Raw genomic sequence first — 13,223 nt, forward strand, 5'->3', positions numbered from 1 at the left:
TACGTCGGCATCCTCTGCAGTTAGCTGGCTAATTAGTCGGCTAACTCCAACCGAAGAGGGCTATATCCATGCACGTACTCGTCACCGGCGGCTCGTCCGGCATCGGCGCCGCCACCGCGCTCGCGTACGCCAGAACGGGCGCGGACGTCACGATCACCTACAACACGGGCGCCGACCGCGCCGCCGAGGTCGTCGAGCGCGTCCAGGCCACGGGCGTCCGTGGTGCGGCCGTCCACCTCGACCTGGAGGACCACGCCACCATCGCGCCCGCAGTGGCGCAGGCGGGCCCCGTGGACGCGCTCGTCGCGAACGCCGTCCGCTGGGGGAACGTCCAGCCGGGCAGCGTGGCGTTCGAGGACGTCCCGGCCGCCGAGTGGTCGGCCATGATGCACGCCAACGTGGTCGGCAACGCCCTGCTCGTCGGGGCGGTGCTGCCCGGGATGCGGCAGAAGAAGTGGGGCCGGATCGTGCTCGTCTCCTCCGGCATCGGGGAGGAGGGCGTGCCCGGCCCAGGCCCGTACGGCACCGCCAAGATGGCCCTGCACGGCATGGCCAGGGCGTTGGCCTGGGAGGCGGGCAGGGACGGCATCCTGGTGAACGTCGCCGTCGCGGGCCTCACCGTCACCGGCGTCCGTCCGTTCCAGAAAGAGGTCCTCGACCGGCTCGCGGCCCGCACGCCCACCCGCAGGCTCTCCACCGCCGACGACATGGCCGCACTGATCGTCTTCCTCGGTTCGGCGGCCAACCACAACCTCACGGGAGAGATCATCCGGGACGGTTCGAATGCGGGCAGGTCAGCCCACGCCCTCTGATCTCACACCCGGGTGTGCGAGCACGGAAGCGGCCAACCTAAACTGAGGCATGTGCTGAAGGGCGACGGCCGGCTCGGCCATGACCTGGACCCCCACGACCGCGCACCTAAAGACGCCTGCGGTGTCTTCGGCGTCTGGGCTCCGGGCGAGGAAGTTTCCAAACTCACCTACTACGGGCTGTACGCGTTGCAGCACCGCGGCCAGGAGTCCGCGGGCATCGCGGTCAGCGAAGGCAGCCGCATTCTCGTCTACAAGGACATGGGCCTGGTGGCCCAGGTCTTCGACGAGTCGGTGCTCAGCACCCTGCGCGGCCACCTGGCCATCGGGCACTGCCGCTACTCCACGACCGGATCCAGTGTGTGGGAGAACGCGCAGCCCACGCTGAGCTCCACCGAGGTGGGCGGCCTGGCGCTGGCCCACAACGGCAACCTGATCAACACCCCGGAGCTGGCCCAGCGCCTGGCGCCCGGCTCCATCCGCGCCACCACCGACACCGAGGTCCTGACCACGCTGCTCGCGCAGGACCGCAGCCGCTCGGTCGAGGACGCCGCCGCCGAGCTGCTCCCGCAGGTCAAGGGCGCCTACACGCTGGTCTTCATGGACGAGAAGACGCTCTACGCGGCCCGCGACCCGCAGGGCATCCGCCCGCTGGTCCTGGGCCGCCTGGAGCGCGGCTGGGTGGTGGCCTCGGAGACGGCCGCCCTCGACATCGTGGGCGCCACGTTCGTCCGCGAGGTCGAGCCCGGCGAGCTGCTCACGATCGACGAGCAGGGCGTCAGGTCCCGCCGCTTCGCGCTGGCCGAGCCGAAGGGCTGCCTGTTCGAGTACGTCTACCTCGCCCGCCCCGACACCACCATCGCCGGGCGCGGCGTCCAGGTCACCAGGGTCGAGGTCGGCCGCGTGCTGGCCCGCGAGCACCCGGTGGAGGCCGACCTGGTCATCCCCACGCCCGAGTCGGGCACGCCCGCCGCCGTGGGTTACGCCCAGGAGAGCGGCATCCCGTACGGCCAGGGCCTGGTGAAGAACTCCTACGTGGGCCGCACGTTCATCCAGCCCTCGCAGACCATCCGGCAGCTCGGCATCCGGCTCAAGCTCAACCCGCTGCGCGAGGTCGTGGAGGGCAAGCGCCTCGTCGTCGTGGACGACTCGATCGTGCGCGGCAACACCCAGCGGGCGATCGTGAAGATGCTGCGCGAGGCGGGGGCGAGCGAGGTGCACGTACGCATCTCCTCGCCGCCCGTCAAGTGGCCGTGCTTCTACGGCATCGACTTCGCCACCAGGGCGGAGCTGATCGCGGGCTCGCTGTCGGTCGAGGAGATCCGCGCCTCGCTCGGCGCCGACTCGCTCGGCTACATCTCCCTGGAGGGCCTGACCCAGGCCACCACGATCCCGGCCGACCGGCTCTGCAGGGCCTGCTTCACGGGCGAGTACCCGATCCCGATCGACCAGGACAACGTGGGCAAGTTCGTGTTGGAGAGCAAAGCGTGAGAGAGCGTAGCGAACGAACCATCAGACGCGGCAGCACTACCAAGGAGGCCTCGTGAGTACGTACGAGGCCGCCGGGGTCGACATCGAGGCGGGCGAGCGTGCCGTCGAGCTGATGAAGGACAAGGTCGCGCGCTCGCGCCGGCCCGAGGTGGTCGACGACGCCAGCGGCTTCGCCGGCCTGTTCGACGCCTCGGCCCTGCTGAAGTACCAGCGCCCGCTGCTGGCCAGCTCGACCGACGGCGTGGGCACCAAGGTCATGATCGCCCAGCGGTACGGCAAGCACGACACCATCGGCATCGACCTGGTCGGCATGGTCCTCGACGACCTGGTGGTGTGCGGGGCCGAGCCGCTGTTCATGACCGACTACATCGCCTGCGGCAAGGTGGTGCCCGAGCGCATCGCCGAGATCGTCGGCGGCGTGGCCGAGGGCTGCCGCCTGGCCGGGGCCGCGCTGGTGGGCGGCGAGACGGCCGAGCACCCGGGCGCGATGGGCGCCGACGAGTACGACCTGGCCGGGGCGGGCACCGGCGTCGTGGAGGCGTCCGCCATGCTCGGCCCCGACCGGGTGACCGCCGGTGACGTGGTGCTGGCGATGGCCTCCTCCGGCGTGCACTCCAACGGCTACTCGCTGGTCCGCCACGTGCTGCGGGAGAACGACCTGTCGCTCGACACCGTGCTGCCCGAGCTGGGGCGCCCGCTGGGCGAGGAACTGCTGGAGCCGACGCGCATCTACTCGCTGCACTGCCTGGAGCTGGCCAGGACGGTCGAGGTGCACGCCTACGCGCACATCACCGGGGGCGGGATCGAGAGCAACCTCTCGCGGTCGCTGCCGCCGGGGCTCGACGCGCTGCTGGACCGTTCGTCGTGGACGCCGCCCGCCGTCTTCGGGGTGCTCTCGACGTACGGGAAGGTGGCGCAGCGCGACATGGACCGGACGTTCAACCTCGGCGTCGGCATGGCAGCCGTGCTGCCCGCCGACGCGGCCGACGCGGCGGTCCGGCTGCTGGCCGGGCGGGGTGTGGACGCGTGGGTGATGGGTGAGGTCGTGCCGGGCAGCGGACAGGCCCGGTACCGCTGAACTGCATGGGCTTCCATGGGGGGCGCTGCGCGCAAGGGATTTCAGGCAGCGCCTCCCAAGGGGGGCGCTGCCCCCTTTCGAACCCCCGACAAGCCCGCTCGCTGACGCTCGCCTGCCCCTTGATCACCTCGCACAGAAGTCGCCCAGCCGACGGATCGTCTGCTGCTTCTTGCGGATGGCGCGGACGGCCAGGCGTAGGCGGGTGGCCGTCCGGTCATTGCCCGGGCAGGTCATACCTCAGCACCCGCTCCGGCGTGTCGAGCCAGATCAACTGCTCACCCCCGGAGGTGACGGTCATCCCGAACCGTTCGGGGCCGGGTTCGCCCCACGACACCCACCGGAAGTAGGCGTCCAGCAGCTCCTCCCACAGGGGCCGATCGCCCATCTGGTACACCTCGTGGTCGCGGCTGCCCCGCCGATGCGTGGCCGCCGCCCACCGGCCCGCATGGTCGGGGTCGCGCACGTACACCACGAACCGATCCTCTTCCCGGCTCACGTGGGCGTGCAGGCCCGTCAACGCCGACATGGCCAGATCGGCACCGGGCGGTGCGAGCCCGATCGTGCGGGGATGCACCGCTGTCGGAACATACCGGCCGGTGCCGTCGTCCGGGACGTGGCTGATCGGCCGCTGGCAGCGCATCCGCATGTAGTAGGCGAACCCGGGGAATCGGCCGAGCGCCGTCCCGTCCCGGCTGACACGCAGCCGTAGCACGAACTCCTCGCCCACGCCGGGAGAGAACGGCGCCACGATCACCCCGCCTGGCCGGCATTGCTCCACCCACGCGTACGGCACACGCCTGATGCCGCAGGTGACGTGCACTCTGTCGTAGGGGGCGGAGTGGGGGTAGCCGTCCGCGCCGTCACCGACGAGCAGGACCGGATGGAATCCCGCGTCGCCGAGGTTCTTCGCGGCCTGCTCGGCGACCGACGCGTCCACCTCGATGGACGTCACCCGCCCGTGCTCGCCGACGACATGGGACAGCAGCGCCGCCGTCCACCCCGTGCCGGTGCCGATCTCCAGCACACCGTCGCCCAGCTCCGGGTCGAGCACGCGCAGCAACTCGGCGACCGTGGCCGGCGCCGAAGAGGACGACGTGTAAGCGCCCACCGCGGTGCGGAGGTCGGTCGCGCCGTCGTCGAGCTGGGTGATGATCGGCTCTTTCGAGTAGACGGTGTCCCACCAGGTGCCCGGATCGGCGTCCCGATCGATGACCACCGGGACATCGTCCGGAGTGGCGAACGCCACATCGGGAACGAAGAGATGCCGGGGAGCGGCGCGGAAGGCGTTGACGACCCAGGCCGGGTTGCCGTCGAGCCCCTCCACGTACTGGGCGAGGCGTTCGACCCCCTCGGATGCAGGGTCACCCACTACTTCTTGCCGCCGTTCTTCTTGCCGTGCTCTCCGGTGGACTCCTTGTTGCCATCAGGAGTGATCGCGGCCGGATCGGGCTCGAACGGCTTGACCTTCGGGCTGTTCGGGTCTTCGTGCTTACCCTTACTCATACTGTCTTCCTTGTCGTGACGGCTGCGGGGGTGAGTCACGGGCTTCGGCGGCGAGCGATCAGAGGGCGGCCGCCACACATGCCTGTCGCCGACTATATGCTTCCGATCGGTTGCACAGTGTCATTCACATCCGGCCGAATAGGACACACTCCAGTAGCCGTGGCCACCAACCCGTTCTGGGATGACACAGGTCATGTGCTCAATGACTTACCGACATCGTCATGGCGGTGGCTAGAGCATGGCGTAGGTCAGGTGGTCGATGACGCCTCTGCACGTCCGGCCCTGGCCCGCTTCCTGAACTAGCTGTCGAACTCGCCGTCCTTGACACCACCGAGGAATGCTCTCCACTCACTCGAAGTGAAGACGAGTGCAGGACCAGTGCGGTCCTTGCTGTCGCGGACAGCGACGACCCCGGGAAGGTTCGTGGCCACCTCGACACAATTCCCGCCGTTGTTACCGCTGTGGGAACTCTTCTTCCACACTGCCCCGGAGAGGTCTGTCGGGGTCAGGTCTCTGGGCTCCATTGCTTTGCCGCGTCCTCGATCCGCTCGAGTGACTCACCTGCGCGGTAAGCCTCTGTTCGTAGTTTGTCATACCGCTCCAGAATCACCGATACGACCGTGAACACCTCAAGATCGGGAGGGTCTTAGACAGCCGTAAATACGGCACAAAAAAGGGCCCGCCACAGGCTCGGACGGGTCCCTCTTCAGGAATCTAGACCTCGAACTCCATGTTCTGCACTCCCTTGATGAATGCCCGCCACTCACTGTAGGAGTACATGTGGGGAGGCGCTGCGGGGTCCTTGGTGTCCTTGATCGCAACGTAGCCATTGCCAAGGTCCTTGAACGCCACGCAGTCTCCGTTGTCCCCGGAGAACGAGGACGTTCGATACCCGTCCTCGCTCACTGCTTTGTCCATTGCGCCGCCAGCCTCTCCATGATCATCTGCGGGGAGCGCCTCCTCGGCACTTCTGAAACCTGAGCCTGGGAGTCTCCACTTCTGCTCGGGTGTCCCACATTTTCCCATTCACGGGTCCGTCCACGAAGGCGGCGTCCGGCCGCTCGGGTGAGTGGGCGATGGTGAAGCCTCCGAGGAGCCCTGTGGTCAACATGGCGGCCAGCGGGAGGATCTGAATGAACACGTTCTCGGTGTCCCCCAGCCCCGCAAGGTGCGTGAGCTGGGCGCGGGCGACATCCTCGCTTCCTACGAGGCGATAGAGGATGGTCTCGTCCAGCACGGCCCACACCATGGGGGCGTCTGGGGAGGTCAGGATCTCCTGACGCCGCTACACGCTCCTCAACCTGTGCGGGATCCGGGCGCGGAGCACCCAGCCGCAGCCCCGGCGGCGGAACCCCCGTCGAGAGGAACCACAACCGGGCTTGTCCGGTGCTCAGGAGCTGGTCAGCATCCGTTCCGGGGTGTCCAGCCATACCGATTGCCCCTCCGGTCCGACGCTGATGCCGAAGCGCCGCCAGTGTGGCTCGCCCCAGCTCACCCACTGCGCGTACGCCCGCAGCACCTCATCCCACACCGGTCGCCGGCCCACCTGCTGCACACCGTACGTGACGCTGCCCGGCCGCCAGGTGGCCGCCGCCCACGAACGCGAGTCGCCGGGGTCGGCGACGAACACGCGCACGTACGCGCCGTCCTCGTCGGTGCCCTCGCTGGTGTGCGACCGCAGGCCGGTCAGCGCGCCGATGGCCAGATCAGCACCCGCACCGAGCTGGTCGAGTGCTCTCGGGTCGAGCGCGGTCCGGTAGTGCCGCCGCTCCTCCCCCGGGGCTTGGCCCAGGCACGGCCGGGGTCGCTGGGAGCGCAGCATCATGTACCCGGCGAACCCCATCACCCGGCCGACGGCGGTCCCGTCCTCGCGCACCTCCAGCCGTAGCGCGTGGCTGGTGCCGTAGCCCGGATGCCACGGCAGCACGATCACCCCGCCCGGCCGGGTCTGCGCGACCCACGCGTACGGCACCTCGCGCACGCCGCACGTCACATGGACGCGGTCGTACGGCGCCCCGTCCGCGCAGCCGAGCGCCCCGTCGCCGATGAGCAGCCGCGGTGTGAGCCCGGCCGCGGCGAGATTCTTGGCGGCCTGCTCGGCGACGGCCGGATCCACCTCGATGGAGGTCACCTCCCCTTGATCTCCGACGAGCCGGGACAGCAGCGCGGCAGTGTATCCGGTGCCCGTGCCAATCTCCAGCACCCGCATGCCGGGCTCGGCCCGCAGATGGTTGAGCAGGTCGGCGACCGTGCTGGGCGCGGACGCCGAGGACGTGGAGTCGCCGGCCAGGACGTCGAGGCTGGTCGCACCGTCGTCGAGCTGGGTGACGATGATGCTGCGCGAGTAGACGGTGTCCCACCAGGCGGCGGGGTCACTGTCGCGGTCGATCAGGTACGGCTCGCCCTCCTCGACGACCAGGCCGACGGCGGGGATGAACAGGTGCCGGGGCACGGCCCGCACGGCGTCGATGACGGCCTGGCTGATGTCTCCGGATCCCTCGGGGTCGAGGGCGGCGGTCAGCCGGTCGAGACGCTCTGGGGTGGCGGTCACTTCTTGCCCTTGGCGTGGTCGCCCTGGGGTTCCTGGTGCTGGTCGTTGGTGCTGCCGGTGCCGCCTTCTGTCCCGTCGACTTCCTTGTCCTCGGGGCTGTTGGGGTCTTCGTGTCGGGGCACTGGTGTCTCCTCTGGTGCGGTGGTGAGAGCCCGGCAGCATCGGCGCTGCCAGGGGGTTCAGCAGTACTCCAAGGTCAGCCAGGGCTGCTTGCCGAGCGCGAAGCGTCGCCAGTAGGCCGGGCCCGGCTTGTCACCGTGGCGGACACCACGCCGTACGCGGTTACCGCCGACCTGTACCGGCCGGGCGAGGGCTGGCCCGCGCCGCTTGTGAAGGTGCTCAATCAGGCGCGGGCATGTCGCCAGCGCTTCCGGGACGTAGTCAGGGCAGGTGGGCGGCGAGTTCTTGACGCGCGTGCGCGGCGTGTTGATGTCCTTCCGCCTGTGGGCCCCTGACCGGCCCTGGCCATGACGTAGCCACAACAGGCCATGCTCCCAGTCGTCCGGCTGCGGATCCTCGTATGTCAGGAAGAGGACCGCGGATTCGGGGTCGAACGACGAGACGAGTGGGTGGTGGTCCTCGACCTCGCCGGTCCACAGGTTCTGGTCTGGGATCCGCCGGCCGCCGCGCGTGCGGTTCGAGGCTTGGAAGGGGGGCACAACCCCCTGTCGCCATGCCGCCCGCGCCGCCGCGCCTGTCCCTGCGCGCGGCGACGCTACGGCGGCTGCCCGGGCGAGATCATCGCCGCCGCACAAGGATCCCCCAGCGGGCGGGGCTTCGCGGTCTTCGGGGGAGCGGAGGGCCATGGTGGAAAGTTATGCAGGTGGTTCGACCAGGCTCAATGCCATTGCCACGCCTTGCCCGCGCCCACACCAAGGGACGGCGGCGCCACTTCTTCTTGGCAATTTCTGGCAATCATGTTGAGGTCGAGGTGCGGCGGCGCGCAAGCTACGGCACGCGGGTACTCGATCTCTCAGGAGGACTTCTCGATGCTCCAGTTCCTCGGCAAGGATCCCGACAGCCCAAGTGGTGGGTCGCCCACTCTGTGGCAGGACCAGGACACCGGCGATCTCATCGTGCAGGGCTACACCCTCACAGACCCCGTAGCCGTGTCGGAGGTCGGAGACATCCCCTCGGGGGAGGCCGTCGTCCGGATTCCGTTGAGGATGCTTCGATTCCTGCCGCTCAAGGCTGAGCAGTGACCCCAGCCGAAGAGGTCGACGAGGCCTTGCGCCGATGCCGTAGCTCCGCGCTCCACCTGGAGATGCGCGACGGCTACATGCTCGACGACCCCGACTACCGCGCCTGGCGAGAAGGGCACCGGCTCGATCCGGAAGACCGATCATCTTGGTGGCGGCCGTGGCTCCAGAACATCGCCGACACCGTCGCCCGCGGTGCCGAGGTACGGCGGGCGCGCATCGTGTCCGAGCCCATCAGCAACTACATCCGCTACGAGTACGACGTCACCTTCCCGAACGTCCAAGCGGGTGAGGAGGTCCGGTGGTTGTCGCGCAGGCGAGCCACCGACCTCGCCCTCCCCGGCAACGACTTCTGGCTGTTCGACGGGGAAGAGCTCCTCGTCAACCACTTCAGCGGCGAGGGGGATTGGCTGGCCGTCGAGCACATCACCGATCTTGACGTGATCAAATTCGGCGCCGAGGCGTTCGAGGCCGTCTGGCGACGCGCCATCCCGCACGGCCAGTACCAGCCCTCCTGAGCGAACCCGTCCGTGCCCTACTCGTCCTCCAGCGCCCAGCACGCTGCGTACGTGCTCGCGGTCAGGCTCCGCAAGGTCCGGAACGACGCCGGCTTGACCGGCCGAGACCTCGCGGCGCTGGCCGGCTGGCACCCCTCCAAAGTCAGCCGCATCGAGAACGCCCGTCGCGCCCCCTCGGCCGCCGACGTCCGCGTGTGGTGCGGGCGGTGTGGCGTACCCGATCAGGCAGGCGACTTGGTTGCCTCTCTGGAGGCCATCGAGGGCATGTTCGTGCAGTGGAGGGAGATGGAGCGCACGGGGCTGAAGGCCGCGCAGGAGTCCGTCATCCCCACCTGGGAGCGGACCCGGCACTTCCGCATCTACTCCTCCCAGCTCATCCCTGGGCCGCTGCAGACCGCCGTCTACATCGAGGCATTGCTGACGTCCCTCATGCACCGCCGGGGGCTGCCCGACGACATCGAGGAGGCCGTCCAGATCCGCGTGGACAAGCAGCACATCATCCACGACGGCGGACGGCGCATCGCGGTGATCCTGGAGGAGAGCGTGCTCCGCCAACCCGTAGGCGGCGTCGACGTCATGGCCGCGCAACTCGGCCACCTCTTGAGTGTGAGCGTCTTGCCCTCGATCTCCTTGGGCATCATTCCCCTGGGAGTCGACCGGTCTGAGATCTGGCCGACCGAGGGCTTCTTCATGTTCGACGAGGCCGAGGTGACCGTGGAACTCGTCTCCGGCCACCTGACGATCACGCAGCCTCACGAGATCGGGATGTACGCCGACGCGTTCACCAAGCTGGCGGCTCTGGCGGTACACGGCAAGGCGGCCCGGGCCCTCATAACGGCCGCGGTGGCAGACCTCGACGACGCCCCGAACGAGCGGCGGTGAAGAGGCCGTGCGTTCCGGAACGAAGCGGTGAGAAGTGCTCTACGACTCCTCCAAGCGCTTCCATCGGGTTCTTCGGAATGCAGCCGTTCGCGCTGGTCTGCCCACCCTCGACGCTCGCCAGCGAGCTCGACCGCCTCGCCGGCGTTGTCGGCATGGACATGCATCTACGCGGCGCGGCGGGCGCTCACGGTGCGCTGAACGGATGGCACGGAGCAGGAAGACAGCCTATGAGACCAGCCATCTGGGTTCGCGCTATTGCAACCGCGTCATGAACTCTCGACACCGCCTTGAGACGCCAGGCAGGGCCGTCATGAACGACAACGGCCGATCCCCTCGGGTGTCATCCCGTCGTGTGACGAGGACCCGCGCGGGCTCGACGGCGAGCGCAGCGAGCGGGCTTGTCGGGGGGTTCGAAAGGGGGGCTTGCCCCCCTTGGGAGACGCTGTCTGGAATCCCTCGCGCGCAGCGCCCCCCGTGGAAGGCCATGCAGTTCCCCAGGCAGGCAAACGTGACGAAAGCCCCACGGTTGCCCGTGGGGCCCGACGAGCGTGAGCGAGGATCCGGCGCCTGCCGCCGGCCCCTCGGCCACATCACCCAGGAGAACGGCTATCGGCGGCCGGACGTACGGCCATCGTCGTCGTCTCCGGCGCCATAGTCATCGGCGTAATCGGCATAGCGATCCGCCAGCTCATCGTTGAGGTCGTCGGCGTCGTCATTGCGGCTGGAGTCTCCGACCCCGAGTTCGTCGCGAAGACGGTCAAGATCCGTGCCACCGCTGTTGTACTTCAGCTGGCGAGCAACCTTGACCTGCTTGGCCTTTGCTCGGCCGCGCCCCATTGGCTCGACCCCCTCGTGTGGGGTCGTCCCCGACCCCTCGTCGCTAACGCACCACACACTGACGCCGCCTGACTACGGGCGTCAGCCTATCGTTCGCCTATTACCGTACCTGTTTTGTGCCCAGCTCGGTACGTCGTATGGGCGTGGGGCGTCAGTGGCCTAGCCAAATGGCCCGAATACGCCCGACTTCCGACATTCTGCGCTCGGCAAGCCTATCTGCTGCGACCGCGGGGGGAACGCCCTCATCGGCCGCGATTTGGAAGATCTTCAGAGTCGTGTCGTAGATCTGGGTGGCCTTCGACCTGGCGCGTTCCATGTCGAAGCCGCCGATCTCGTCGGCGACCTGGATCACGCCGCCCGAGTTGACGACGTAGTCGGGCGCGTACAGGATGCCGCGCTCGGCGAGTTGCTTCTCCACCCCGGGATGGGCGAGCTGGTTGTTGGCCGCGCCGCAGACGATTTTCGCGCGCAGCGTAGCCACCGTGTCGTCGTCGAGCGCGCCGCCGAGCGCGCACGGGGCGAACACGTCGAGGTCGGCGGCCATCAGGGCGCGCGCGTCGGCCACCACGTCGACCTCCGGGTGCCGTACCCGCACCCGCTCGACCGCCTTGGGGTCGACGTCGCAGATCACCACCTCGGCGCCGTCCTCGCGCAGGAGCCCGACCAGGCGGTGCCCCACCTTGCCGACCCCCTCGACGCCGACCCGCCTGCCGTGCAGGGACGGCGTGCCGTAGACCCGCTCGGCCGAGGCCCGCATGCCCTGGAACACGCCGAACGCCGTCAGGATCGAGGAGTCGCCCGCCCCGCCGTGGGCGAGCGTGCGGCCGGTGACGTAGCGCGACTCGCGGGCGACGACGTCCATGTCCTCGCTGTAGGTGCCCACGTCGCAGGCGGTGATGTAGCGTCCGCCGAGCGACTCGACGAACCTGCCGTACGCGCGCAGCAGCGCCTCGCTCTTGTCGCGGGCCGGGTCGCCGATGATCACGGCCTTGCCCCCGCCCAGGTCGAGGCCGGCCAGGGCGTTCTTGTACGCCATGCCCTTGGCCAGGTTGAGCACGTCGGCCAGGGCCGCGGACTCGTTGTCGTAGGGATAGAACCTGGTGCCACCCAGGGCCGGGCCCAGCGCCGTGTTGTGGATGGCGATGATGGCACGCAGGCCGCTCTGCTCGTCGGCGCAGAAGACGACCTGCTCGTGAACGTCCTTGTGAGACGCTCCGAAGACGTCGGTCACGGTAGTGACTCCCTGTCCGGTCCGCCGCACCGTCGCGGCGGAGATCACCTCACAGAGTAGTAAGCCTCGACGGTGCACGCAGGTTCGCTTCGTGACACGATGCCTCCGTGCTGCCCTATGCCGCCTACCTCCGTGTCTATGAGCCACTGACCGCGTTCGCCGAGCCCGAGCGCAAGGTGTGGGCCGACTATGCCGACTCACGTGACCGCCCGCGGCGCGCGAACGCGCTCAATGCGGAGCACGGCGAGTCCGTCATGCGCCTGCTCGGCATGCCCCCTCAACCCGTTCCCGCCCAGGAGAGCCCCAACGCCTATCTACGGCGCGTTGAGGACCGGCTCTATGTCTGTCCTTGGCAAACCCGTTTGCGCTCGTGGCTGGCGTTCTCACGGCTGCGTGGCACCACCCCGGTGAAACTGATGGACCATCTCGTCCCCAAGGCGATCGCCGAGCGGACGGCCGACGACTTCGACCGTTACAAGCGGCAGGCCGGTTCGGACGCGTTGCGCACGCATATCCGCACCACGGCGTGGCATGTGCCGCCATCGTGGTTCGTGCCGTTTGATGGGAACGAGCGCTGGCTGGTGCTCGGCTCCGCCAACCCGGGACAGGACGTGACCACCACTACGGGGCGTAACCTGATCTACGTCACCTCCATGGCCCAGGCCAGGAGGCGGGCGGCGCGGGCGCTGAGCGTGCTGCGCAGGCATCTGGGCGACGTCGCGGCCAACTTCGACGTGGAGGACGTCGCCAGGTGGCTGGAGGAGTTCCACCCCCACTCGCTGGTGGAGCTCGACTACGGCGGCCTCGTCCACCTCATGGACGACGACGCGTTGCAGGCAGACCAGTCCGTGGCGGAGCTCTCGGCGGCTCTGACGGGCCTGGACACGGGTCAAGAAGAACTTGCCTACGCCATGTACCAGAGGGTCATCCTCCGGTGGAAGTCAATGCAACTGCTGGAATCTGCCAACTGAGCCCCAATACGGCCGTCTGACCTGCATGAGTAGGTCACGTCTCGCGGCTGCTCTCTTCTGCGAACTGAGTAGTTTGCCGTTTTCACTGCGATACCACGAACCGTGTCGCTAGAATCACCGAGCGTGACATGGCCACGGGGGCGGGCAGTTGGG

General features: G+C 68.6%; 17 protein-coding genes and 1 pseudogene. 8 read left to right on the top strand and 10 right to left on the bottom strand.

The annotated features are described in order from the left end of the window. Positions 1-68: 68 nt before the first annotated feature. The 3 genes from ABD331_RS54345 to purM are packed head-to-tail and all read left to right on the top strand — an operon-like array spanning position 69 to position 3,378. Positions 69-812 carry an SDR family NAD(P)-dependent oxidoreductase gene (locus ABD331_RS54345; RefSeq protein WP_344494309.1) on the top strand — a complete coding sequence of 248 codons (744 nt, stop codon included), beginning with the start codon at positions 69-71 and terminating at the stop codon, positions 810-812. A 51-nt stretch (positions 813-863) separates the two neighbouring features. Then, the gene (gene purF / locus ABD331_RS54350) at positions 864-2,300 is read left to right on the top strand and encodes an amidophosphoribosyltransferase (protein WP_344494311.1); all 1,437 of its coding nucleotides are present in this window, start codon (positions 864-866) and stop codon (positions 2,298-2,300) included. Between the two features lie 52 nt (positions 2,301-2,352). Further along, entirely contained in the window at positions 2,353-3,378 is a 1,026-nt protein-coding gene (gene purM, locus ABD331_RS54355; protein ID WP_344494313.1) for a phosphoribosylformylglycinamidine cyclo-ligase, read from the top strand. 214 nt (positions 3,379-3,592) lie between these two features. Here the strand turns inward: purM and ABD331_RS54360 are convergent, their stop codons facing one another. The 8 genes from ABD331_RS54360 to ABD331_RS54395 form a co-directional block, all read right to left on the bottom strand. Then, positions 3,593-4,747 carry a methyltransferase domain-containing protein gene (locus tag ABD331_RS54360; protein WP_344494315.1) on the bottom strand — a complete coding sequence of 385 codons (1,155 nt, stop codon included), beginning with the start codon at positions 4,745-4,747 and terminating at the stop codon, positions 3,593-3,595. Next, positions 4,747-4,881 carry a hypothetical protein gene (locus ABD331_RS54365; protein ID WP_344494317.1) on the bottom strand — a complete coding sequence of 45 codons (135 nt, stop codon included), beginning with the start codon at positions 4,879-4,881 and terminating at the stop codon, positions 4,747-4,749. Before ABD331_RS54365 ends, ABD331_RS54360 begins: the two co-directional genes overlap by 1 nt. Positions 4,882-5,180: 299 nt before the next feature. After that, positions 5,181-5,405 (bottom strand): DUF397 domain-containing protein, encoded by a 225-nt coding sequence (locus tag ABD331_RS54370; RefSeq protein ID WP_344494319.1) that lies wholly within the window; start codon positions 5,403-5,405, stop codon positions 5,181-5,183. 190 nt (positions 5,406-5,595) lie between these two features. Continuing rightward, entirely contained in the window at positions 5,596-5,799 is a 204-nt protein-coding gene (locus ABD331_RS54375) for a DUF397 domain-containing protein (RefSeq protein WP_344494321.1), read from the bottom strand. A gap of 22 nt (positions 5,800-5,821) precedes the next feature. Beyond that, complete coding sequence (locus ABD331_RS54380) at positions 5,822-6,154, bottom strand: Scr1 family TA system antitoxin-like transcriptional regulator (protein WP_344494411.1); 333 nt, start codon at positions 6,152-6,154, stop codon at positions 5,822-5,824. A gap of 117 nt (positions 6,155-6,271) precedes the next feature. Then, the gene (locus tag ABD331_RS54385) at positions 6,272-7,432 is read right to left on the bottom strand and encodes a methyltransferase domain-containing protein (RefSeq protein ID WP_344494323.1); all 1,161 of its coding nucleotides are present in this window, start codon (positions 7,430-7,432) and stop codon (positions 6,272-6,274) included. Next, positions 7,429-7,554 (bottom strand): hypothetical protein, encoded by a 126-nt coding sequence (locus ABD331_RS54390; RefSeq protein WP_344494325.1) that lies wholly within the window; start codon positions 7,552-7,554, stop codon positions 7,429-7,431. Before ABD331_RS54390 ends, ABD331_RS54385 begins: the two co-directional genes overlap by 4 nt. A gap of 57 nt (positions 7,555-7,611) precedes the next feature. Continuing rightward, positions 7,612-8,091, bottom strand: a complete 480-nt coding sequence (locus ABD331_RS54395) for a hypothetical protein (protein WP_344494327.1) — start codon at positions 8,089-8,091, stop codon at positions 7,612-7,614. Positions 8,092-8,421: 330 nt separating this feature from the next. Here ABD331_RS54395 and ABD331_RS54400 point away from each other — a divergent pair, with 330 nt between their 5' ends. The 4 genes and pseudogenes from ABD331_RS54400 (at position 8,422) to ABD331_RS54415 (ending at position 10,031) form a co-directional block, all read left to right on the top strand. Continuing rightward, a complete protein-coding gene (locus ABD331_RS54400; protein WP_344494329.1) occupies positions 8,422-8,634 on the top strand; it encodes a hypothetical protein in 213 nt (70 codons plus the stop codon). Next, positions 8,631-9,149 carry a DUF6879 family protein gene (locus ABD331_RS54405; protein ID WP_344494331.1) on the top strand — a complete coding sequence of 173 codons (519 nt, stop codon included), beginning with the start codon at positions 8,631-8,633 and terminating at the stop codon, positions 9,147-9,149. Before ABD331_RS54400 ends, ABD331_RS54405 begins: the two co-directional genes overlap by 4 nt. A 51-nt stretch (positions 9,150-9,200) precedes the next feature. Next, positions 9,201-9,362: pseudogene (locus ABD331_RS54410) on the top strand (helix-turn-helix domain-containing protein); the annotation flags it as partial. A 21-nt stretch (positions 9,363-9,383) separates the two neighbouring features. Then, complete coding sequence (locus ABD331_RS54415) at positions 9,384-10,031, top strand: DUF5753 domain-containing protein (protein ID WP_344494413.1); 648 nt, start codon at positions 9,384-9,386, stop codon at positions 10,029-10,031. Between the two features lie 606 nt (positions 10,032-10,637). Here the strand turns inward: ABD331_RS54415 and ABD331_RS54420 are convergent. Next, positions 10,638-10,868, bottom strand: a complete 231-nt coding sequence (locus ABD331_RS54420; RefSeq protein ID WP_080047438.1) for a DUF3073 domain-containing protein — start codon at positions 10,866-10,868, stop codon at positions 10,638-10,640. A gap of 151 nt (positions 10,869-11,019) precedes the next feature. Beyond that, complete coding sequence (locus tag ABD331_RS54425) at positions 11,020-12,099, bottom strand: Glu/Leu/Phe/Val family dehydrogenase (protein WP_344494333.1); 1,080 nt, start codon at positions 12,097-12,099, stop codon at positions 11,020-11,022. Between the two features lie 107 nt (positions 12,100-12,206). Here ABD331_RS54425 and ABD331_RS54430 point away from each other — a divergent pair, with 107 nt between their 5' ends. After that, the gene (locus ABD331_RS54430) at positions 12,207-13,070 is read left to right on the top strand and encodes a DUF8083 family protein (protein ID WP_344494335.1); all 864 of its coding nucleotides are present in this window, start codon (positions 12,207-12,209) and stop codon (positions 13,068-13,070) included. Positions 13,071-13,223: the final 153 nt, after the last annotated feature.

Origin of the sequence: Nonomuraea monospora (assembly GCF_039531895.1) — a bacterium.
In the GTDB taxonomy this organism is placed as follows: Bacteria; Actinomycetota; Actinomycetes; order Streptosporangiales; family Streptosporangiaceae; genus Nonomuraea; species Nonomuraea monospora.